At 71.2% G+C, this 21085-nt stretch carries 24 protein-coding genes; 9 read left to right on the top strand and 15 right to left on the bottom strand.

What is annotated here, in order from left to right:
- Positions 1-108: 108 nt before the first annotated feature.
- From AC0ZLC_RS04160 to AC0ZLC_RS04150, 3 genes are all read right to left on the bottom strand, one after another.
- Positions 109-591, bottom strand: a complete 483-nt coding sequence (locus AC0ZLC_RS04160; protein WP_476750489.1) for a GNAT family N-acetyltransferase — start codon at positions 589-591, stop codon at positions 109-111.
- 214 nt (positions 592-805) lie between these two features.
- Complete coding sequence (locus AC0ZLC_RS04155; protein ID WP_476750488.1) at positions 806-1990, bottom strand: GDSL-type esterase/lipase family protein; 1185 nt, start codon at positions 1988-1990, stop codon at positions 806-808.
- Between the two features lie 101 nt (positions 1991-2091).
- Positions 2092-2655, bottom strand: coding sequence for a TetR/AcrR family transcriptional regulator (locus AC0ZLC_RS04150; protein ID WP_476750487.1), 564 nt, complete (start codon positions 2653-2655; stop codon positions 2092-2094).
- A 248-nt stretch (positions 2656-2903) separates the two neighbouring features.
- Here AC0ZLC_RS04150 and AC0ZLC_RS04145 point away from each other — a divergent pair, with 248 nt between their 5' ends.
- Both AC0ZLC_RS04145 and AC0ZLC_RS04140 read left to right on the top strand, forming a co-directional pair.
- Entirely contained in the window at positions 2904-3326 is a 423-nt protein-coding gene (locus tag AC0ZLC_RS04145; protein ID WP_476750486.1) for a hypothetical protein, read from the top strand.
- Between the two features lie 359 nt (positions 3327-3685).
- Complete coding sequence (locus tag AC0ZLC_RS04140; protein WP_476750485.1) at positions 3686-4531, top strand: RNA polymerase sigma factor SigF; 846 nt, start codon at positions 3686-3688, stop codon at positions 4529-4531.
- Positions 4532-4805: 274 nt separating this feature from the next.
- On the opposite strand, the gene AC0ZLC_RS04135 is transcribed toward AC0ZLC_RS04140, so the two are convergent.
- Entirely contained in the window at positions 4806-5051 is a 246-nt protein-coding gene (locus tag AC0ZLC_RS04135) for a hypothetical protein (RefSeq protein ID WP_476750484.1), read from the bottom strand.
- A gap of 178 nt (positions 5052-5229) precedes the next feature.
- Here AC0ZLC_RS04135 and AC0ZLC_RS04130 point away from each other — a divergent pair, with 178 nt between their 5' ends.
- Both AC0ZLC_RS04130 and AC0ZLC_RS04125 read left to right on the top strand, forming a co-directional pair.
- Complete coding sequence (locus tag AC0ZLC_RS04130; RefSeq protein ID WP_476750483.1) at positions 5230-5784, top strand: YciI family protein; 555 nt, start codon at positions 5230-5232, stop codon at positions 5782-5784.
- 476 nt (positions 5785-6260) lie between these two features.
- Positions 6261-6989, top strand: coding sequence for an FAD binding domain-containing protein (locus AC0ZLC_RS04125; RefSeq protein ID WP_476750482.1), 729 nt, complete (start codon positions 6261-6263; stop codon positions 6987-6989).
- Positions 6990-7072: 83 nt separating this feature from the next.
- Here the strand turns inward: AC0ZLC_RS04125 and AC0ZLC_RS04120 are convergent, their stop codons facing one another.
- The 3 genes from AC0ZLC_RS04120 to AC0ZLC_RS04110 all read right to left on the bottom strand — a co-directional run bounded on the left by AC0ZLC_RS04120 (position 7073) and on the right by AC0ZLC_RS04110 (position 8716).
- The gene (locus AC0ZLC_RS04120; RefSeq protein ID WP_476750481.1) at positions 7073-7450 is read right to left on the bottom strand and encodes a toxin Doc; all 378 of its coding nucleotides are present in this window, start codon (positions 7448-7450) and stop codon (positions 7073-7075) included.
- Positions 7450-7689: a hypothetical protein gene (locus AC0ZLC_RS04115; RefSeq protein WP_358853215.1), complete on the bottom strand. Its 240-nt coding sequence runs from the start codon at positions 7687-7689 to the stop codon at positions 7450-7452. The genes AC0ZLC_RS04120 and AC0ZLC_RS04115 overlap by 1 nt, the downstream gene beginning before the upstream one ends.
- 103 nt (positions 7690-7792) lie before the next feature.
- The gene (locus AC0ZLC_RS04110; RefSeq protein WP_476750480.1) at positions 7793-8716 is read right to left on the bottom strand and encodes an SGNH/GDSL hydrolase family protein; all 924 of its coding nucleotides are present in this window, start codon (positions 8714-8716) and stop codon (positions 7793-7795) included.
- 590 nt (positions 8717-9306) lie between these two features.
- Between AC0ZLC_RS04110 and AC0ZLC_RS04105 the strand changes: the two genes are divergently transcribed.
- On the top strand, positions 9307-10887 hold the full coding sequence (locus AC0ZLC_RS04105) for an MFS transporter (RefSeq protein WP_476750479.1): 1581 nt from the start codon (positions 9307-9309) through the stop codon (positions 10885-10887).
- Positions 10888-11193: 306 nt separating this feature from the next.
- Here the strand turns inward: AC0ZLC_RS04105 and AC0ZLC_RS04100 are convergent, their stop codons facing one another.
- The gene (locus AC0ZLC_RS04100) at positions 11194-11826 is read right to left on the bottom strand and encodes a TetR/AcrR family transcriptional regulator (RefSeq protein WP_476750478.1); all 633 of its coding nucleotides are present in this window, start codon (positions 11824-11826) and stop codon (positions 11194-11196) included.
- Between the two features lie 226 nt (positions 11827-12052).
- Between AC0ZLC_RS04100 and AC0ZLC_RS04095 the strand changes: the two genes are divergently transcribed.
- On the top strand, positions 12053-13726 hold the full coding sequence (locus tag AC0ZLC_RS04095; protein WP_476750477.1) for a cellulase family glycosylhydrolase: 1674 nt from the start codon (positions 12053-12055) through the stop codon (positions 13724-13726).
- Positions 13727-14157: 431 nt separating this feature from the next.
- On the opposite strand, the gene AC0ZLC_RS04090 is transcribed toward AC0ZLC_RS04095, so the two are convergent.
- The 3 genes from AC0ZLC_RS04090 to rpmG form a co-directional block, all read right to left on the bottom strand.
- Complete coding sequence (locus tag AC0ZLC_RS04090; protein ID WP_476750476.1) at positions 14158-14280, bottom strand: ribosomal protein bL36; 123 nt, start codon at positions 14278-14280, stop codon at positions 14158-14160.
- A 78-nt stretch (positions 14281-14358) separates the two neighbouring features.
- Positions 14359-14619 carry a type B 50S ribosomal protein L31 gene (locus tag AC0ZLC_RS04085; protein WP_476750475.1) on the bottom strand — a complete coding sequence of 87 codons (261 nt, stop codon included), beginning with the start codon at positions 14617-14619 and terminating at the stop codon, positions 14359-14361.
- 47 nt (positions 14620-14666) lie between these two features.
- Entirely contained in the window at positions 14667-14831 is a 165-nt protein-coding gene (rpmG, locus tag AC0ZLC_RS04080; RefSeq protein ID WP_358853208.1) for a 50S ribosomal protein L33, read from the bottom strand.
- A gap of 474 nt (positions 14832-15305) precedes the next feature.
- Here rpmG and AC0ZLC_RS04075 point away from each other — a divergent pair, with 474 nt between their 5' ends.
- Entirely contained in the window at positions 15306-16238 is a 933-nt protein-coding gene (locus tag AC0ZLC_RS04075) for a hypothetical protein (protein WP_476750474.1), read from the top strand.
- Positions 16239-16427: 189 nt separating this feature from the next.
- Here AC0ZLC_RS04075 and AC0ZLC_RS04070 read toward each other — a convergent pair whose 3' ends face one another.
- The gene (locus tag AC0ZLC_RS04070) at positions 16428-16775 is read right to left on the bottom strand and encodes an STAS domain-containing protein (protein ID WP_476750473.1); all 348 of its coding nucleotides are present in this window, start codon (positions 16773-16775) and stop codon (positions 16428-16430) included.
- Between the two features lie 226 nt (positions 16776-17001).
- On the opposite strand from AC0ZLC_RS04070, the gene AC0ZLC_RS04065 reads away from it, so the two are divergent.
- Together AC0ZLC_RS04065 and AC0ZLC_RS04060 are read left to right on the top strand one after the other, a co-directional pair.
- The gene (locus AC0ZLC_RS04065) at positions 17002-17472 is read left to right on the top strand and encodes an ATP-binding protein (RefSeq protein ID WP_476750472.1); all 471 of its coding nucleotides are present in this window, start codon (positions 17002-17004) and stop codon (positions 17470-17472) included.
- 488 nt (positions 17473-17960) lie between these two features.
- Complete coding sequence (locus AC0ZLC_RS04060; protein WP_476750471.1) at positions 17961-18476, top strand: GNAT family N-acetyltransferase; 516 nt, start codon at positions 17961-17963, stop codon at positions 18474-18476.
- 27 nt (positions 18477-18503) lie between these two features.
- On the opposite strand, the gene AC0ZLC_RS04055 is transcribed toward AC0ZLC_RS04060, so the two are convergent.
- The 3 genes from AC0ZLC_RS04055 to AC0ZLC_RS04045 are packed head-to-tail and all read right to left on the bottom strand — an operon-like array spanning position 18504 to position 20982.
- Positions 18504-18851 (bottom strand): STAS domain-containing protein, encoded by a 348-nt coding sequence (locus AC0ZLC_RS04055; RefSeq protein ID WP_476750470.1) that lies wholly within the window; start codon positions 18849-18851, stop codon positions 18504-18506.
- A complete protein-coding gene (locus AC0ZLC_RS04050) occupies positions 18848-20179 on the bottom strand; it encodes a PP2C family protein-serine/threonine phosphatase (protein WP_476750469.1) in 1332 nt (443 codons plus the stop codon). Before AC0ZLC_RS04050 ends, AC0ZLC_RS04055 begins: the two co-directional genes overlap by 4 nt.
- A complete protein-coding gene (locus tag AC0ZLC_RS04045) occupies positions 20179-20982 on the bottom strand; it encodes an alpha/beta fold hydrolase (RefSeq protein WP_476750468.1) in 804 nt (267 codons plus the stop codon). Before AC0ZLC_RS04045 ends, AC0ZLC_RS04050 begins: the two co-directional genes overlap by 1 nt.
- Positions 20983-21085: the final 103 nt, after the last annotated feature.

Here is a 21085-nt window from a genome sequence, read left to right as displayed (position 1 = left end):
TGGGCCGGTCCGCGACAAGTCAGTTGCCGGACGGGGGATTTGTGCGGAGAGACACAGCGCGGACGTGGTGTGCGGTCCCGTCCGGTCGAGGCTGTGGGTGGGTGGACCCTACCGGATGAGGAACTCCAGCTCGGGCCGGTCCCAGGCCACGGCGGGCGGGTTCGCGGGCACGGTCCCGGTGCGGAGCGCGCCCACGGCCTGGTAGAAGCCCTCGGCGGGAGGATGGGACACCACGCGCACACGGTCGAGTCCGGCCGCGCGGGCCTCGGACCGCATGTGTGCCACGAGCAGTCGCCCGATGCCGCGCCCCTGTGCACCGTCGGCGACGAACAGCAGGTCGAGTTCCGGCGGGGCCACGACGAGCGAGTAGAACCCGAGTACGGGGCCCGCGGCGTCGTCGGTGCCCACGGCCACGAAGACGCGGTGCGCCTCGATGTAGTCGGGCCCGACACGGTAGTCCGCGACCATCGCCGCGTACTGCCCTTCGTAGGCGCGCGAGCCGCGCACGAGCCGCGTGAGCCGCTTGGCGTCCCGGGCCACGGCTCGCCGTATCACGGTCGCGCCGTTCCTGGACGTAATGCTCGGGTTCATGAGGCGAGTATTACGCACCAGGAGGCACCCGCGCATCACGGGTTCGGCGCCCCGGCGCCCGCTCACGGGGGCCCGCCTGGCGAAGTCGGGCGATGTACGGGCCTCTGCCCGCGGATGTCTGGTGGCGGCGCCTCGGGCGCGTGAAGTCGCGCCTCGGGCGCGTGGAGTCGCGCCTCGGGCGCGTGGAGTCGCGCCTCGGGCGCGTGTCGAACCTTCAGGCGCGGTCGGTGCCGAACGGTCCCCCCGCGCCGAAGGCCCGGGCGGCGAAGCGCTCACCGATGCGGCGGTGGGTGGCTGCGTCGGGGTGGAGCCGGTCCGGCAACGGCAGTTCGGCGAAGTCCGCCTCGCCGTAGAGGTCGCGTCCGTCCAGGTGGTACAGGTGCGGGTCGTCCGTCGCCCGTTGCTTCACGACGCGGGCCAGCTCGTCCCGGATGACGTTCAGGGTCAGTTTCCCGGCGGCCCGTTCCGCCGGGTCCCCGGCGGCCCGGAACCGGAGCCTGCCCGCGCCCAGGTCGCTGAAGTCCGGGGCGCTCGGCCCGGGGGTGTCCTCGTGAATGGGGCACAGGATGGGCGAGACGACGAGCAGTGGTGTGGCGGGGTGCCCCTCGCGGACGGTGTCGAGGAAGCCGTGCAGGGCCGGGGTGAAGGCCCGTAGGCGCATCACGTCGGTGTTGACCAGATTGATCCCTATCTTGACGCTGATGACGTCCGCGGGGGTGTCGCGCAGGGTGCGGGCGGTGAACGCGTCGAGCAGGGCGCCGCCTCCCAGACCGAGGTTGATCAGTTCCACACCGCCGAGGGAGGCGGCGAGCGCCGGCCAGGTGGTGCTCGGACTCGCCGCGTCGGATCCGTGGCTGATCGAGCTGCCGTGATGCAGCCACACGGGGCGGCCCGCCCTCGACACGGCTTCGACAGCGGCGTTCGTACGCAGGGCGACGAGCCGGGTGATCTCGTTGTACGGCAGCCAGATCTCGACGTCCTTGGCCCGGTCCGGCAGGCCGGTGAACCGGACGGTGCCGACCGGGCCGGGCAGGGTTTCCGTGACTCCGGTGGCCATGTCCACCAACAGGACGTTCCCGCCGGTGACACTCGCCTGTCCGGCCAGTCGGCCGTCGACGAGCAGGTCGTAGACGCCGTCGGGGCGCGGCGGGGCGCCCCGGTACGCCGTCCTCGTGCGGAGCGCGTCCAGCTCCACGCTCGTGGCGCGCGTACGGAACACCAGGCGAACGCCGGAGGGTTGAGCCTCTGCTTGGGCCAACTGACCGTCGGGGCACTGGGCGCGGGCGCGCGCGGGCAGCCGGTGCGGCAGCAGACCGTGTTCGGTGGGCTCCAGTTCCAGGGCGCCACGCAGAAGTTCCGCGGTGACCGGGGTGGTGGTCCAGTGGTGCGGGAAGTTCATGGGATCAACCTGTTGCCGGGTGAGTCTTGTGGGCTGCGCCTGTCCTGCCGTTTCCTGCTGCTCACCGCCACTTCTGGCGGCGGGGGTCGGCACCGGCGGCGTCAGGTCCAGTTCCGCAGCAGGGTGTCGAGGGAGTCGAGGATCCGTGACCAGGACTCCTCCGAGTCGGGGCTGCTGTGGCTGAACCCTCCCCCCGCCTCCAGGCTGACGTAGCCGTGGAAGACACTGCCCAGCAACCGGACCGCGTGCGTCCGGTCCACGTCCGTCAGGTCGTAGCCGCGCAGGATCGCCCGCATCATCTGCGCGTGCCTGACGCCGGCACTGGCGGCGGCCGTCTCCGCGTCGAGCCTCAGTTGGGCGGCGGCGTAGCGACCGGGGTGCTCACGGGCGTAGTCACGGTAGACGTTCGCGAACGCGCGAAGGGCGTCCTTCCCGGCTCGGCCGGCCAGGGCCGCGGCGCCCCGTTCGGCGAGTTCCTCCAGGGCCAGCAGGGCGATCCTCGTCTTCAGATCCTGCGAGTTCTTCACGTGGGAGTACAGGCTCGCGACCTTGACGTCGAACCGCCTGGCGAGTTCTGAGACGGTCACCTGGTTGAACCCGACCTCGTCGGCCAGTTCGGCTCCCGCCCGGGTCAGCCGTTCCGCGGTCAGTCCGACGCGCACCATGCCACCCCCTTCCTTTCGCAGCCCATCATGCAGCTACCTAAGACGTTTAGGCAAATAGCATTACATTTAAGGAGGCGCTGACGGGCCGACAGATCCGCAGCCTCCCCTCCGGCGCGCGGTACTCGATGAAGCAGCCCTTCCGAGGTCGACGATCGGCTTGCCGCGTACGCGAGTTGCAGCCGCTCGGGAGTTACCGGTTTGCCGATGGATGAGCCGGATAACCGAGCGGTATGGCTGGAACGAGCAACATGACGACGAACGGACAGTCGCCGACGGCGAACGCGCGAGTGGCGAACAACACCGTGACCGACGGAGCCTCGGCACCGACGAAGGAGGCACAGCAGTTTGCCACCGAGACGGCCAAGGGCGCCGGGGAAGCAGCCGGCGCCGCGGGCCGCGGCAGCAAGGAAAAGCTGGTGAGCATCGGTGGTGCGGCGTCGGAGAAGGCCAGGGAGGCCGCCAAGACGGTGCAGAGCACCGTCACGTCCGCCGCCCAGCAGACGGTCGGCAAGGCCGGACCGGCCTGGGCCCTTCTGAAGGCCAGGAAGGTCGCGGCGGCCGCCGCGGGCGCGGGGACCGCAACCGTGGTCCTCTGCTCCTACACCGTGGGTCGGCGTGCCGGCCTGCGGCAGCGGGGACCGCTCTCCCGCCTCACCGGCGGTCGTCTCTGACCAGCAGGACACCATGTAGGTGGTTCTGTTCCCGGGCCCGCCGGAGCTCTCCGCTCCGGCGGGCCCGGCCGCTTGCCGCCCCCGGCCGTCGGTGACCCGCCGAGTCAGCCGTGGCCCGTCCGCCCGAGCGGACGGAACAGACGGACTCGGCATCCCCAACTCCGCCCGAGAGTCGGCCGGTCGACCCGGCCCGCCTGGTCCCCGGCGGCGGCCCGCCGGACGGCCGGCCCCGCGGCGGAGCGGTGCCCGTTCAAAATCTTCCGCGCGAGACACGCATGTCTGGCGAGGCCCGGGGTAAGCGCGGGTCGTCGGCCCACAGGGGGCACATGGGGGGCCGATTCGTTAGGGAGGGCATCACAATGACGGTAATGACGGCTAGCAGGACCGACGCGGGCATGGCTGGGCTGCCGGAAATCGCGGACCCGCAGAAGGTCGCACCCAGAGACGCGCGTGAGCTTTCGCGGCAGTTCTTCGACCAGCTCGCAGTGCTCGAAGAGGGCACCGCGGATTACCAGTATGTCCGTAACACGCTGATAGAGATGAACATGTCTCTTGTCCGCTACGCGGCCGGCCGCTTCCGCAGCCGCGGGGAACAGGAGATGGAGGACATCGTCCAGGTCGGCATGATCGGCCTGATCAAGGCCATCGACCGGTTCGAGCTGACGCGCGAAGTCGAGTTCACCTCCTTCGCCGTGCCTTACATCGTCGGTGAGATGAAGCGGTTCTTCCGCGACACCAGCTGGGCCGTGCATGTCCCGCGCCGCCTGCAGGAGGCGCGCGTACAGCTGGCCAAGGCCACCGAGGAGCTGCGCAGCCGACTGGGCCGCACTCCCACGGTGAAGGAACTCTCCGAGCTGATGTGCCTGCCGGAGGAGGAGGTCATCGAGGCGCGGCTGGCGGCCAATGGCTACAACTCCGCTTCCCTGGACGCCGCCATCGGCGGCAACGAGGACGGCGAGACGGCGCTGGCCGACTTCATCGGCACCCAGGACGCCTCCCTGGAGCTGGTGGAGGACTTCCACGCGCTCGCCCCGATGATCGCCGAGCTCGACGAGCGGGACCGGCAGATCATTCACATGCGGTTCGTCGAGGAGCTGACCCAGTCGCAGATCGGCGAGCGTCTCGGCGTCTCCCAGATGCACGTGTCGCGGCTGCTCTCCCGCACGCTGGCCCACCTGCGTGAGGGCATGCTCTCCACGCGTTGAGCCGGGTGACTCACCCAATCGCACGTACCGCGGCACTCATGGTGCCGAGGAGCCCGCCACCGAATCCGGTGGCGGGCTCCAGCGGTTTCCCGCAGCGCTCCGACCTCGCCGTGCAGCGGCCGGAACCACTGGAACCGTGGCGCCGCGTCCGCACCCGGCACCTACCGGACGGACTGGCGGCCAAGAGCAGGGCCGCCGCCGCGCCACGCCGGGCGCGGACGACGCCCCTGACGAAGCGGCCGAGAGCGCGGCCCACCGCCTCCGCCGCCACGCCTCACGGCGCCTCCCGGCGGGTACCGGCCTCGGCCCGGAGCTGCTGCCGCATGGACGCCCATCCCGCCGACGGCCGGCCCGACCAGTTCGACCAGTACGGGTGGTGCAGCACCTGCGCGTGCAGCCGGACGAGGTCCCGACGCAGCTGTGCGGTGCGATCGGACCGCGGGCCGGCCAAGGCGCGATAGGTGCGGACGTAGGCCAGATGCAGTTCGACCAGGTCGGGCGGGAAGGATCTGCGCGTCATGGACTCATTAGAGCATGTGTTCGATTTACTGCCCACGTCGTCTCCGCCGCCAGCCGGGCGGCCTCTTCGACCGACCGACGCCTCGCACTCGGCCGTGCGGACCGAGACGCTGCTCCTCGATGGACGCCGTGTGGCAAAGTCCGTTGAGTTGCCGTCCCGTGTCGGACAGAGTCGGGTCATGGAGTTCTTCTGCTTCCACCGCGATCGTCCTGGTTCCGTCGCCGCCCGCGACAGGCTGCTGGAAGCGCACTGGTCCTACATGGACCAGTACGCCGCCGAGATGATCGCCCGTGGCCCGACGCTCACCGACGACGGTGAGCTGCCCACCGGCAGCGTGCACATGGTCGACCTGCCGGATCCGGCCGCGGCTCGCGCGTTCGCCTTCGAGGAGCCCAACTACCAGGCCGGCGTGTACCGGGACGTACTGCTGCGCCGCTGGCGCAACGTGCTGGGGCGCACGATGTGGGACTTCCCGGGCGGCCGGACCGGCGGAAACCGGTACCTGGTACTCGGCCTCGGCCCCGAGCAGGACGCCGTCGACCTCGCCGTGCCGTCCGACCGCGAGGAGCTGATCGCGTACGGACCCCTGCTGTCCGACGACGGCACCACCGGCCTCGGCACCGCGGCGCTGGTCCGGGCACCGGATCCGGACACGGCACGAAGCGTCCTGGCCGCGGACCGGTACGCCGCCGTCGAGGTCCACAACTGGCAGTTCGGCGGGCGACCTTCGTGAGCCGGACCGGCGTCGCGGCGACGGCGTCCGTGCGGTCAGCGGATGCAGGATGCCGGGGCTGGGCGGTTGGACGGCCGGGCGCCGTTCGCCCAGGTCCGCGTCGGCGAGATCGGGAGGGACACCGGTGCGGTCGAACGCGATACCGGCGCCGGACGCGCGCGTCGGCGCAGCACGCGCGCGCCGGGTGAGCGACGTGAACGGCGCGCACGCCGGTGAGCAGATCAGGATCGGCTTCCTGCGGTCTCGCCGACGGCGTCAGCCACCCGCGGTCGGCGCAGGCGGATACGTCTCCCCGACACGCACTCCGGCCCGGCAGCGCGTCACCGTGTACGTCCCTGCGGGAGGGGCGCGCACGGTGACGTGATGAGCCCTGTACGCGCCCCCGCAGACCTGGGCAGAATGCGCCACGTCGACGCCACGTGGCCGAGATCCCGCCTCTCCCCTACTCCCCGTCACAGGAAAGCAGGTCGGTTGCCGTGCACTTGCGTCTGCCCACGTCCGTGTCCGAAGCGCAGAAGTGTCTGGCCGAGGGAGCTGTGCCGGTGGGCGGGGCGACGCTGGTCTGGGCGACCTGGCAGCGGGACGGCTTCCCCGACCTGGCGATGTCGCTCAGCAGTCTGCCCGAAGCCACCGTGGTCGAACGCGACGCGCTGGGCGCGGCCGTCGTGCTGCACCGGATCGGCGACCGGGTCCCGGAGGTGCTGCGCCGGGCTGCCGCATCGGTGGGGACCGGTGCCGTACGCCGCACCGCCACGGTCGGCGGCAACATCGTCGGCAGCACGCTGCGCTGCCTGCTGCCGGCGGCGCTCGTCCTGGACGCCCGCGCACGCGTACTGACACCGGACGGGGCGTACGAGACCGACCTCACCGAGCTGGTGAGCAAGCGTCCCCTGCTGCTCGGCCTGCGCTGGCGCGAGCCTGTGGTGAGCGGTTACCGCAAGCTGGAGGGCGAAGCGGGCGGAGCGCCGCCCCTGGTCGTCGCCGCCGCGGTGCACGCCGAGGGTGGCGGACGCGCCCGTGTCCGCGTCGCCGTCCGTGACGGCTACGAGGTGCTCGGCGACAGCACCGCCTACGACATCGGCACCACGGCCGAAGAGGTCGTCGAGGCGCTGGCCCGTACGGATGTCGGCGCCCTGCACGCCCCGGCCTGGCAGGTGGTCCGTGAGCACGTCACCGGGTTGCTGGACCGCCCTGCCGAACGCTGACGACGCCTGGCCCCTTGCCGAGCGAGGGGCCGGGCACACTCCCCGGCGTCCCGCGACGGCAACGACACCCCAAGGCCGAGGACTCAGACCTTCCAGGAGCGCAGCTGTTCGGCGACGGCGAGAATCCCGAGGCGGGTGTCACGGATCTTGCGCACGAGGTCGGACAGAGCGCCGTAGGGCGGGTCGATGCCCTCTCCGGACTGATCCATGTACTGGGCGGCGACGAAAGCCGCGAACAGGCTGTTGCGGTGCGGGAGCGGCTCCAGGCGCACGATGGTGTGCATCAGCGCCGCCGCCCGCCACGCGGTGTCCGGGTCGGCCGCGGCGAGCGTCGGCAGCTTCGTCCGGTGCCGGGCGACCGCCGCCACCAGGGCGGAGTAGTCCGCGACGGACATGTCCTCGCTCAGGAGCGCGGTCTCCTGGACGTCGAGCAGCCAGGCAACGTCAACGTAGAAGTGCATCAGGCAGCCGCAGCGCCGTCACGTCGCTCGGAGGGCGGCACCTCGTCGGGGAACGCGGCGTCGAACTCGCCGCGCAACCGCTCCGCCCACACGCCCGCGCCGTCGACGAACTGCTTGCGCTGCATCTCCCGCACCCCGAGGTCGTGCAGGTACTGCTTGAGGCTCTTGCCGGCAGCCGCGGCGGCGGCCCGGACGCCCCTGAGCTCCTCTTCGGTGAAGGACACGTTGAGCGATGGCATACCTCGATGGTACCTAGTTGGTGCCACCGAGGGAATCCCCCGCGCACAACGCGCCTGCCGGGGAGCGGGCGCCGTGGGAGGCGCCCCGCTCGCCCGCAGGCGGTCAGCCGTGTCCCCCGTGCCTGCCCAGACGCGTCAGCACCGCTCCCGCCATGGCCTCCATCCCCTTCGCGTTGGGGTGCGCGGGCGCTGCGGGCGCTGCGGGGCGCAGCGGCTCGATCCAGCGGTCGGCGGGCGCCTTGCACATGTCGTGGCCGATGGTCGCCTTGTACGTGTCGACGTACTCGGCCCGGTTCAGCAGCGCCACCGTGCGCAGCATCAGGTTGAGCCTCTTGCCGGTGTCCCTCAGGTAGGGGAAGTCCTTCGCCGCGAACGGAACGGACGGGTAGCACCCGCTCCCGTCCTCGGGCAGCAGATCGGGGTAGCCGACGAGGACCACGCGCGCGTGCGGCGCCCTGGCGTGCACCGCTCGCAGCACTCGGGCGACCTTGGGCGCCGTCTGGAGGATGTTGAGTGTGAGCTGATCGGTGCCGGACGAACCGTAGTACTGCTGGCAGGGATTTCCCGCCAGGTCCTTCGAACTGAGGGCGGCGCAGGTGCCGATGATGGAGCCGAAGCCCATGTCGTTGCCGCCGATCTGCACGGTCACCAGGTCGGTGTCGCGTCGCACGGCGTTCAGTTGGGGCGCGTTGGTCCCCTGCGCCTTCCACATCTCCTCGGTCGTCGCACCACCGCAGCTGACGTCGGTGAATGTGGATACCTCGCGGGCGGCAGCGACGAGCGAGGGGTAATTGCTGTCGGAGCGGGCGCAGTTGGCGTCGACCTGACGCGGGATCAGCGGACCGGAGGTGTACGAGTCACCGAGCGCGACATAGTCCGTCCGGTGCGGGGAGTGCCCTCCTCCGGACGTGGCCGAGGCGGCGGGAGCGAGACCTGCCACCAGGGCGCAGCTGCCGAGAGCGGCCCCCAGTGCGACGGCCCGCCGCCGTCTCGGCGCGGCGCCGTCCTCGTGCTGGTCGTGATCCATCGTGCCCCTCCCCTGAAGCGGTGACAGTGCGCTGAGGACCGGCAGTGCTCCACGGCGGCACGCATGTGTGCGTGCCGCCGTGACATGGAGAACTCCCGCCCCACAGGCTTACGCCGCTTGTATACCGGCAGGTAGCTTCCCGGGCCAGGGTTCTGACAACACCACCGCACCCCGGCCGGCCGACGGGCAGTCCGCGCCCTGCGGAGCTCAGGACGCTCAGGTCCGGTGGAACGGACGGTCCTCGCTCGCCAGGACATCTTCGGGGAAGCCCTGAACCCGCGCGGGGGCCCGGGTCCGTGCCGCCGCCGGCCTCCGCACCGTCGGCCGCGTGAATTCAACGTGGGCCCGGCGCGTCAGGGTCCTGGGTAGCGACGGCCCAGGGACCGCCGTACGGAGCCGGCCTCCGCATGCAGTGGTGCGGGCTTCTCACCAGGACTGTCCGGTCCCGGATACCGACGGACGCCGTTCCGCAGCGGCTGTCCCTCCGTTGTCGCTGGAATTCATCAGCGTGGCAATCGGCGGGCGTACGGCCGACTGTGGAGCCCCGGACATCGGGATCTCCCGGAACGCCTCGACGAAAGAAGAGCGACATGTCGTCCACGCGCGCCCACGCCGCCGGACCCGCTCCAGCCGTACGTCACCAACTGGTACTCATCGTCACGTGCCTCGCCCTGGGCACCGTGGTCGCCGCCATGGCCTCGCTCAACGTCGCCCTGCCCGACCTCGCCCGCGAGACGCACGCCACGCAGACCCAGCTGTCCTGGATCATCGACTCGTACAGCCTCGTCTTCGCCTCTCTCCTGCTGCCCGCCGGCGCTCTGGGCGACCGATTCGGCCGCCGCAGGGCGCTGCTCGCGGGGCTCGCCCTCTTCGGCGGCGGGTCCGCCGCCGCCGCGCTGACGACCGACCCGGCCATGCTGATCGGCCTGCGGGCGGTGCTGGGCGCGGGTGCCGCGCTGGTCATGCCGGCCACCCTGTCCACGATCACCAGCACCTTCCCCCGTGCTCAGCGGGCCCGCGCGGTCAGCGTCTGGGCCGCTGTGGCGGGAGCCGCCGCACTCGTGGGCCTGTTCGCGACGGGTGCGCTGCTGGAGACCTGGTCGTGGCCCTCGGTGTTCCTGCTGAACGTCGCGCTGGCGCTGGCCGCCCTGGTCGGGACGCTGCTGTACGTGCCCGAGTCGGCCGAGGCGCACCAGCCGCCCCTCGACATCGGCGGCGCACTCCTAGCGGTCCTGGGACTGTTCGTCCTCGTCCACTCGGTGATCGAGGCTCCGACCCGCGGTTGGGGCAGCGTGACGACGCTCTGCGGAATGGCGCTCGGCCTGCTGGTCCTGGCCGGATTCGTGTTCTTCGAACTGCGCCAGAGGCATCCTCTGCTGGACCCCCGGCTGTTCCTGAACCGGCACTTCACCGCGGGCACGCTGTCCATCACGCTCCAGTTCTTCGTCTTCTTCGGCTTCATCTTCGTGATGATGCAGTACCTGCAACTGGTGCGCGGCGACAGCGCTCTCATGGCGGCGGTGGCGATGCTGCCGATGGCCGTGTGCCTGATCCCGCTCGCCCGGGCCACACCTCGTCTGGTGGCCAGGTTCGGTCTCCGCGGACCGTGGACGGCCGGGTTGGTGGCCGTGGCGACCGGCATGGGGGTCCTGTCCCGGCTGGACGCGTCCAGCCCGTACTGGCTCATCGCCTCCGGTCTCGTACCGCTCGGCGCCGGCATGGGGCTGGCCATGACGCCTGCCACGACGTGCATCATGGACGCGCTGCCCCGCTCCCTGCAGAACATCGGGTCCGCAATGAACGACCTGGCGCGTGAACTCGGCGGGGCACTGGGAATCGCCGTCCTCGGCAGCCTGCTCAGCGCGGCCTACCGGAACCGGCTCGAACTGCCCGGTCTGCCACAGCACGCGGTGGAGGCCGCCCGGTCCTCCCTCGCCGCCGCGCACACCATGGGCGACGCGGTCGCCGGCCCGGCCACGAACGCGTTCACCGACGGCATGCGCGTCGCGCTCCTGGGTGCCGCCGCGGCAGCCGCGCTCGCAGCCCTCGCCGTCGCCGTGCTGCTCCGTTCACCCGGTCGCCACTCGTCGTCCGATCAGGACGCGAAGTCCGTTGCTGCCGAGGGGAGTTCCGGCACGGCCACCTCGCCGGAGCAGCACTCGTACCGGTGAAGTCGTGGCCGGCGTCTCTCCCGCTCGGCCCGGCGCCGGCTCCGTACAGGGGAGGCACCGGCCGGCTTCCGTGCAGGGGAGGCTTCCGTACAAGCGCGGCACCGGCCGGCTTCCGTACAGGGGAGGCACCGGCCGGCTTCCGTACAGGCGCGGCACCGGCGTCGGGCGGCCCGCGTCCGGCGGACGCGCCGCGCGACTTCGAGTACAGCGGCCGGAGACGGCGCGCCGAAGGCGTGCGGAAGGCGTGCGGAACGGTCATCGCCCACGACGCATGCCGGAGACGGCATCGCAGGCGTGCCGAAACGGTCATCGCACACGACGCGCCGCGGCAGGCGGGCGCGGCGAACCGCGCAGGGCCAGCCGCACCTGCGGTGCCACCCGACGGACCACGTCCTCCGCGCTCATGGAGGCGATTGGCTCCAGGCGCAGCAGGTAGCGGGTGGTGATCAGTCCGGCGACCACGGCGGTGAAGGCGCCCGCGTACTGCCGCGCGTCCCTCCCGGGCAGGAGCGCCGCGATCCGGTCGACGATCTCTCGCTCCACGGCCTCCTTCAGCAGCTCTCCGACGGCCTGGTCGGCGGCCGCGCTCCTCAGCATCGCCAGCAACGGCGGACCGGACACCGGATCGTCCCAGACGGCGACGACCTGGCGCACGACCCGTTCCGGCAGCGTGCTCAGGTCTCCTTCGTCGAGGAGTCGGGCGAGGACCTCGGCCGGGTTGGCACCCAGCGCGAGCGCGGCTCCGAACAGCCCCTTCTTGGAACGGAAGTAGTAGCTGATCAGTGCCAGGTCGACCCCGGCCTCGGCCGCGACGGACCGCAGGGTGACCGCGTGATAGCCGTCCTCGAGGAAACGGCGCCGCGCGACGGTGAGGATCACCGCCCGGGTGTCGGGGCTTCCCGGCCTGCGGCCTCGTCGCGGTCCCGTTCTGTTCGTCACGGGCGAATTCTAGGAAGCCCCGGGCGCGCGGGCCTGGCCGGGCACGGGCCCCGGTACCAGCGGAAGCGGGCCCGGCAGTTCCCTGTGCCGACACCCTCGGCGCACGCCCGCGGTCCCGTCACCCGTGCGCGACATCTTGACGTGACCCTGACCGAGTGGCTTCATGGGAGCGCTCCCACACATGGGCCGGTGCTCTGGTTCTTGATCCTTACTCCCTGGAGTCGCAGTGAGACCGACAAGAAGAACGGCACGAAGGAACGTCGTCAAGGCACTGCTGACCGGACTGGCCGCTGTGCTCGGCCTCGTCCTGCTCGGTGCGCTCAACCCGGTCCCCGCCCGGGCGCAGACCCAGCCGGCCGGCACCCTCGCCACCGGCCTCCACATCAGTGACGGCCGCCTCCTGGAGGGCAACGGCAACGACTTCGTCATGCGCGGCGTCAACCACGCCCACACCTGGTATCCGGGTGAGACGCAGTCACTGGCCGACGTCAAGGCGCTGGGCGCCAACACCGTCCGCGTCGTCCTGTCCAACGGCCACCGCTGGACCAGGAACAGTGCCGCGGACGTGGCCGCCGTCATCGCCCGGTGCAAGGCCAACCGGCTCATCTGCGTACTCGAGGTCCACGACACCACCGGCTACGGCGAGGAGAGCGCGGCCGCCTCACTGGACCAGGCAGCCGACTACTGGACAAGCCTGAAAGAGGTGCTCGAGGGCGAAGAGAACCACGTCATCATCAACATCGGCAACGAGCCCTGGGGCAACACCGACCCCGCCGGCTGGACCGCGCCCACCATCGCCGCCGTCCACAAGCTCCGCGACGCCGGGTTGAAGCACACGATCATGGTCGACGCGCCCAACTGGGGCCAGGACTGGCAGGGCGTCATGCGCGCCAACGCCCAGTCCGTCTACGACGCGGACCCGACCGGCGATCTGATCTTCTCCATCCACATGTACAGCGTCTACAACACCGCGCAGAAGGTCACCGACTACCTCAACGCCTTCGTCGACGCCGGACTGCCCCTGCTCATCGGCGAGTTCGGCGGGCCGCCCGACCAGTACGGCGACCCGGACGAGGACACCATGATGGCCGCCGCCGAACAGCTCCGGCTCGGCTACCTCGCCTGGTCCTGGAGCGGGAACACCGACCCGATCCTCGACCTGGCGATCGACTTCGACCCCGACCGGCTCAGTTCCTGGGGCGAACGCATCTTCCACGGCGCCAACGGCATCCTCCAGACCTCCCGGGAAGCCACCGTCTACAGCGGCAGCCAGGGCGACACCCACGCCCCGACCACCCCCGGCACCCCGACCGCCTCGGCCGTGACGGCCACCTCCGTCACTCTCAAGTGGGCCGCCGCCACCGATGACGTCGGCGTCACCGGCTACGACATCGTCCGCGTCAGCGGCGACACCGAGTCCGCGGTCGCGGCCTCCGCCACCAACACCGCCGCCGTCACCGGTCTCACCCCGGACACCGCCTACACGTTCGCCGTGTACGCCCGCGACGCGGCCGGGAACCGCTCCGCCCGCTCGGCGACGGTGAAGGTCACCACCGACAAGGACGGCGGCACACCCGGCGTGAGCTGCTCCGTGGGCTACCGCGTGGTCAACGAGTGGCCCGGCGGCTTCCAGGGGGAGATCGTCGTCCGCAACACCGGAACCACCGCCGTCAACGGCTGGACGCTCGCCTTCGCCTTCGCCAACGGCCAGACCGTCACCAACATGTGGGGAGGCACCCCGACCCAGAACGGCGGCGCGGTGAGCGTCTCCCCCGCCGCCTACACCTCCACCGTGCCCGCCAAGGGATCCGTCACCGTCGGCTTCACCGGCGCCAAGGGAGCCACGAACACCGCTCCGACCGCGTTCAGCCTCAGCGGCAAGACCTGCGCCACCGGCTGAGCGGACCGCCGGGGGACCCGCGGCCGCGCACACACGCCGCGGGTCCCGGCGTGCGTCCCGCCGTCGCGCGTCCTGTGCCACGGGTGCCGCGGACGCGGTGTCTCCCCGCGAGGGGCGGCAGGCGCTCATGGCGGCCGCGAGGGCCGGCGCCCGGTTCCTCGTCGCCGGTGTCGACGCTCAGGCAGCGGGCGACGCGTGCGGCTCCGTACTGGAGTACCGCCTCGGTGACCAGTGCGCGGATGTGATCGCAGAACGACTCCCGCGCGCAACGCGATCACGTCCGCACCTCGGGGGCGCTCGGCGGGAGTTGCCGGGTGGGTGGTGCGTGGTGTGCGGGATCCGCGGGAATGACGGAGTGCCTGAACCCTGCTGGGTTCAGGCACTCCGTCACGGGCGCCCCGGACCGTCGATCCGGGCTGTGCGGACCGGCGTCAGCCCTGGCGGGCCTTGAAGCGCGGATTCTTCTTGTTGATCACAAAGGTGGCGCCGCGTCGGCGGACCACCTGAGCCCCGGGAAGGGACTTCAGTGAGCGCTGGGACCTGCGCACCTTCATCGCTCTGCTCTCCTCCTGCTCGCCCGGAGCCGGGCGGGCGGTCAGCGCTGGGCCGCTCGCCCGGCTCCGGGTCGGCGGTCAGCGGCGGGCCGCGGCCGCGCGGCCGTAGCGGCGCTCGAAGCGCTCCACACGGCCGGCGGTGTCCAGCACCCGCGAGTTCCCGGTGTGGAACGGGTGGCTGGCCGACGAGATCTCGACATCGATCACCGGGTAGGTGTTGCCGTCCTCCCATGCGACGGTCCTGGCGGACTGCGCGGTCGAACGGGTCAGGAAGGACACGTTCGCGGCGCGGTCACGGAAGACGACCGGGCGGGACTCGGGGTGGATGCGGGGCTTCATGTGGTGTCCTTCCTCGGGGTTGTTCGCGTGCTCGCGCCGGCCGTGGTTCAGCGCTGCTCCCGGAAATCGACGTGCCGGCCGGCCACCGGGTCGTACTTGCGCAGTACGAGCCGGTCGGGGTCGTTCCGGCGGTTCTTGCGCGTCACATAGGTGGCGCCGGTCCCGGCCGTCGACCTCAGGGTGACGACGGGGCGCTCGCTGGTGCGTGCCATGAGGGTCCTCCTTCCGCCCACATCCGCGGTTCTTGACTCGCGCATGTCAGCTGTGGGGTGTAACAGCACCTCCGGCCGTCGCATTCCCGCCTCACCGGTTCCGTCCCCGGCTCTCCCGCCCGGCCCGCTCCGGCGCCATCCCGGCCGGATCGTTCACTGCCCTGCCAAGGACCTGGTTCCGTACGGGACGGGTGCCCGAGGGGCGTGGGCGGTACCGCGGGCGAACAGTTCCGGAACGCGGCTTCCTGGCGAACTTCCCTCTAGAATCGCCTGGTTGAGCGATCTGCGCCTGTTGTACCCCGGCTCCGTCACCGGGTCCCGAAGCCCACCGGAGATGTTCTCCGCCGTCCGAGCCGGTCCGATCCCCGCCCGTCCCGACCTTGCCGACCGCGTCCGCGCGACGGCGGGCGACGCAGCCCGAGGAGTCACACCCCGGGCTCAGTGCATCTCCACCGACCACGGAGAAGGAGCGAAATGATGAAGGACCGGCCCGACGACGTTCCGGCCCAGGCCCATCCCCAAGCCCAGCCGGCCCCGCCCGCCGACACCGGCAGCGGGGGCAGCCCCACCGTGCCCGCGCCGCAGCCCGCACCCGGAGGGCAGCCGGAAACCCTGCGGCAGGCGGCACCGCCCAGACCTGCCGCCCAGCCCGACCCGACCCTCCAGCAGCCGGGCGGCTTCGGGCCGCCTCCCGCTTCCGTGCCGGCACAGCACCACCCCTACGGCGGGCCGGGCTTCGTCCAGCCCGCCGCGCCACCGCCGGGCGGAGGAAGGGGCACGGCGGGGCACGCCTTCGCGTGGGCGGCGGTGGGGGCGCTGATCGCGTCCGCCCTGTGGGCCGGCGGGGTGTTCCTGCTGGACCTGGGCGACGGCGACACGCCGGATCTGGCGGGGTACCGGTCCAAGGCCAATCTCTGCTCCGCGGTCGACTACTCGTCGGTCAGGACCGAGTACACCGAGGAGGACTCCTCCCCCACCCACAACTCCCTGGAGACCGACGCTCTGGACCAGAGCTACTGCAGCATCTCCCTGAAGAAGTCCTCCACCTCGTCCTACTCGGACGCGTACCTCTCGGTCCAGATGGACCTGCACAGGGAGACGGACCCCGCCGCCGAGTTCACCGCGCTGTGGTCCGAGTACGACCAGCGCTACGACGACTACGAGGTGGACAAGGTCAGCGGCTTCGGCGACGAGGCCTATCTCGTCACCCAGGACACCACGTCCGGCTCCTCGACCAGCGGCAGCAGGTCGGTCATCCTCGCCGTGCGGGACGGCTGGATGACGTACCAGATGAGCTGGAGCGCCTACGCGTCCTCCTACGGCGCGACACCGGCCGAGGTCACCGATGTCGCGGGCTGGCTCAAGACCGACACGAAGTCGACGCTGGACAACCTCCGGTCCGACTGATCGCGGCGCCCACCCTGGCGGTGCACGGGGCCGGGCGCGCCCACCGGCACCGCGCCCCGCTTCCGTCCGCCGTCCTGGTCCGTCGGCCGGGACGGCGGGCGCCCCGGTGCGGGAGGCGGCCTCCGCCGTCCCGGCACTTCCGCGGCGGCGGCAGCAGTGTCCGTCTTGGACCCGCGCGCCAGTCGGGGCTCAGAGCGTCAGCGCGAGGTCGAGCGTCGGGTAGAGCGGAAGCACTTCGTCCAGGCCGACGATGTGCAGGACGTCGTGGACGCCGACCGGCAGGCAGGCCAGCCGGAGCCAGCCGCCGCCCGCGGTCGCGTCGCGGTGCGCGGCCACCAGGACGTTGATCCCGCTGGAGTCCATGAAGGTGACCCCGCTGAAGTCCACGACCGTGCAGTGCCGCGGGGCGTTCGCACGGTCGGCCAGCGCCTCGCGGAACTCCCCCACCGTGTGGAAATCGATCTCTCCAGCCATCTTCAGAACGCTCACGCCCTGTGGGGTGACGTGGCGGGAGATGACCAGACGGGCGGCACTCATGCCATCTCCCTCATCGTCTCCAGCGGCGGATCCGCTGATGCTGCGTCCACGCAAACGGAACTGTCGCACTGGTGTCAACCGGCCGCCTGTTAATCTCACCATCAGCCTGGACCGATCCGGGGCCTCGCCGCCGAGGCGAAAGACCGGCCAGACAGTCACGTGGAGGCACGCTTCAGGGGTACGCGTCCAACGGGGCCATGTGACCAAGGCAACGCGAGGCGACCATATGGACCAGACCGCGCACTACAGCGAACAGAGGGCTTCGCGTGCACGTTCCGCCCCGGCGGCGTGCGCCGCGTACGACGGAGACACCCGCTGCATCGGTGCCGCCCGGCGTTTCGCCACCGCCTATCTGAACCGCGTGCACGTGGACCACGGCGTACCCCTCTCACCCCGGGCGCTCGGCATGACGCAACTGGTCGTGAGCGAACTGATCACCAACGCCTGCCGGTACGCCCCCGGCCCGTCCCGGCTGGATCTGCGGGTCGTCGACGACAGCCTGGAGATCACCGTATGGGACGGCGCCCCGGCCCTGCCGACCCCCCGCGAGCCCGATCCCGCCCGCATCGGCCAGCACGGGCTGGAGATAGTCCTGGCGGTCTGTCTGCAGTACGACGTGCAGCCGGCCCCGGCGGGCAAGCGCACCACGGTCCTGCTCGCCCTCACCGACGGCGCCACCGGCAGACAGTCCCCCTGACCCCCGAAGCGGCGGTGTGCCGCCCTGCGTCCCAGCGGCTGCCGCGTGCGCTGGACCGCCCCGCGCCGGGCGGCGGTGCGGGCGGAAGGCGGGCCGCGGAGCGGGGCGCGGGCCGCTCGCACGGAGAATTTCGCTTCCCGGCACGCGAAGAACCCCACCCCGGAGGACCGGGATGGGGTTCAGTCGAGCGCCGAGCAGGCCTTGCACCTGCATCTCCCCGCAGGAAGCGGGGCGCCTTTCCTTGGACCATCGACGCGAGACGCGGCACCGAGAGAATCGGCTGCGCGCTCAAGATCGAGCATACCCCATCCAAGGCGGCAGTGCGCGCGACGACATGAGGGAGGGTCAGGCGCCGGGGTGTCACCGGGTGGGCCACAGGGTGCCGGTGCGCCGGCCCGGGTCACCGTTTCACCCGCGCGCCGCTCCGCCGGGCGGGTGAGTGCCTAATCGCTTTGCGCCCCGGTTACCCGCTGCCACAGACTGTGCCGGTGCTGATCCGACGTGAGGTTCCCGCCGACATTCCCGCCGTCCGTGCCGTCACGGCCGCCGCCTTCGCCAAGCCGGACACACCGGTCCCCGTGGAGGTGACGCTCCTCGACGCCCTGCGTGACTGCGACGGCTGGCTGCCCGCGCTGTCGCTCGTGGCGACGGACGACGGCGAGGAGGTCATCGGCCATGTGGTCTGCACGCGTGGTCACGTCGGCGCTGCGCCGGCTCTCGGTCTCGGTCCGCTCAGCGTCCGTCCCGATCATCAGCGGCGGGGGGTCGGGCTCGCGCTCATGCACGCCGTGCTCGGTGCGGCGGACGCGCTCGGCGAGTCACTCGTCGCCCTGCTCGGCAGCCCCGAGTACTACTCCCGATACGGCTTCCGTACCGGCACGGACCACCGGATCGCCCCGCCGGACCCCGCCTGGGGCACGCACTTCCAGGTGCGCACCCTGTCGGCGTACGAGCCCGCGCTGCACGGCACCTTCGGGTACGCCGAGCCGTTCACCCGGCTCTGACCGGTGACCCCGGGTCGCCTCAGCGCGTCAGGCGGAGCTTGACCTGACCGCGTGGTCGAGGTCCGGGTGGATGTCGAGGACCTGGTCGAGGCCGACGATTCCGAGGGTCCGGATGATCATCGCGGGGACTGCGACGAGTGCCATGCGGGCCCGGGCGGCCAGGACCTGGCGGTGCGCGGCGACGAAGACGGAGATGCCGCTGGAGTCGCAGAAGGCCAGGCGCTGCAGGTCCAGGACGAGGAGCTGGCCCGGCTGCAGCGTCAGGTCGCGGATGGTCTCGCGCAGCGTTCCGGCGCTGTGGTGGTCGAGATCGCCGTTGACGGTGATCACGGGTCCGGCCGGGGTGTTCCGGGTGATGGCAGTCAGATCTGTCACGTCTGTTCTTCGTCGGTCGTGGTGGGTGCGGGGATACCGATCGCGAGGACGGCGGTGTCGTCGTCCAGACCGTCACCGAAACTCTCCAGCAGAGTGGTGACGGCCGATACGGCCTTGTCGGGACTGGCGGGTGCCAGGCCCGAGGTGAATTCGAGCAGTGCCTCGTCGCCGTACCGCGCGCCCTCGGGACCGATCCGTGCCTCGGTCAGGCCGTCGGTGTAGAGCAGCAGGGTGTCCCCCGGCGTCAGCTCGCGGGTGACGTCCCTGAAGGGCGCTTCGGGCAGGATTCCCACGAGCAGACCGCCCGGAGTGGGCAGGTACTCGGCGTCGGTGCCGGCGCGCATCAGGATCGCGGGGGGATGGCCGCCGCTGGCGAGGCGGACGGTCACGCCGGCGTCGTGCGGGGTCAGCGTGCCGAAGATGGCCGTGCAGTAGCGGGGGTCTCCCCGGATGTAGTGCTGGTGGAGGACGGTGTTCAGGGTCTTGAGTACGGCGACGGGGTCGGGGTCGTGCATGGCGGCGGCCCGCAGCGTGTAGCGGGTGAGCGAGGTCACCGCCGCCGCCTCGGGACCCTTGCCGCACACGTCGCCGAGGAAGAAGCCCCAGCGGCCGTCGCCCAGCGCGAACACGTCGTAGAAGTCGCCGCCGAGCTGGTCCGTGGAGGCCGTGTGGTAGTAGGCGGCCGTCTGCATCCCGGGCGCCTGCGGCAGCGAGGGCGGGACGAGGCTGCGCTGCAGGACGGCCAGCACGCTCTGCAGGCGCTCCTTGTCGCGCTCGGCCTCCCGGCGGGCCCGTTCGGTCTCCGCGCGGGCTTCCTCGGACTCCCGGCGGCGGCGGAGCAGCTCGTTCTCGTAGGCGCGGCGGTCCCGGGCGTCGACGATCGTCGTGCGGATCAGCAGGGCCTGTCCGTCGCTGCCCTTCTTCACCTTGGAGGAGATGAGGACGGGCAGGCGGGACCCGTCGGCGGCCTTGAGCTCGAAGGCGATGCCGTTGACCTCGCCCTGCATGCGCAGGAGAGGTGCGAAGTGGGTCTCGTGGTAGAGCCTTCCCCCGACCGTGAGCAGGTCGGAGAAGTACAGCCGGCCGACCGTCTCCTCGCGGGTACGGCCCAGCCAGCGCAGCAGGGTCGTGTTGGTCTTGGCTATCTGCCCGTCGAGGAGGGTGGACAGATAACCGCACGGGGAGTTCTCGTACAGGTCTTCTACGTCGTCCTCCAGCAGCGCGTTGAACGCCGCGTCGGACGGACGCACGTCTTTCGTCGTCCCGTTGCTCTCCGGGCCCTGTTCCGTGTGCTTGCGCGATTCCGGATCCTGGTCCGTGCGGCACATCACCTTCGCGGCGCCGCGAAGGTGACGATGGCCTCGGCGGTGGCTTCGGGTGCGCTCAGCTGCGGGCAGTGACCGGTCGCGTCCAGCGTGACCAGGCGGCTGCCGGGGATGGACGCCTGCACGTAGGCGCCGACGCCCTGCGGGGCGATGACGTCCTGGGAGCACTCCAGGACCAGCGTCGGCACCCTCACCGAGGCCAGCTCCGGCCGGCTGTCGGTGAGGAAGGTGGTGCGGGCGAAGACACGCGCGATGTCGGGATCGGTGCGGCAGAAGCTGTTCGTCAGCTCCTCCCCCAGTTCCGGCCGCTCCGGGTTGCCCATGATCACCGGCGCCATAGTCGCCGACCAGCCCAGATAGTTCGAATCCAGTGACTCGAGCAGCTCGTCGATGTCCTCGGCGCTGAAGCCGCCCTTGTAGTCACCGTCGTCGATGTACCGAGGGGAGGGCACGAGCAGGACCAGCTTCGCGAACCGCTCCTCGGCCCGCGCCGCGGCCAGCACGCCGGCCATGGAGCTGACGGAGTGCCCCACGAACGTCACGTCCCGCAGGTCGAGCTCCTCGCAGATGTCCACCACGTCCTGGGCGTAGCCGTCCAGGGTGCCGTAGCGTTCCTCGCTCCACGCGGACACGTCGGAGGAGCCGGAGCCGACGTAGTCGAACAGCACCACGCGGAAGTGCTCGGCCAGCGCGGGCAGGACCAGTCGCCACATGTTCTGGTCACAGCCGAAGCCGTGCGCCAGCATCATCACCGGCCCGTCCTCGCGCCCGGTGACCACGACATTGTTCCTACTCGCAACATCCATGCGGCCCATGGTGCCACTAGGAGCGTTCTGCATGTGAACCGCTGATTCAAACATCTTTTCGGTCGACAATCGGAGGATCATGGATTGGGCGCCTTCCGGGCGG

Source organism: Streptomyces sp. GLSS-08 (genome assembly GCF_056387915.1).
Note: the sequence above shows the minus strand (reverse complement) of the source record. Positions and strands in the feature narration are given on the sequence as shown.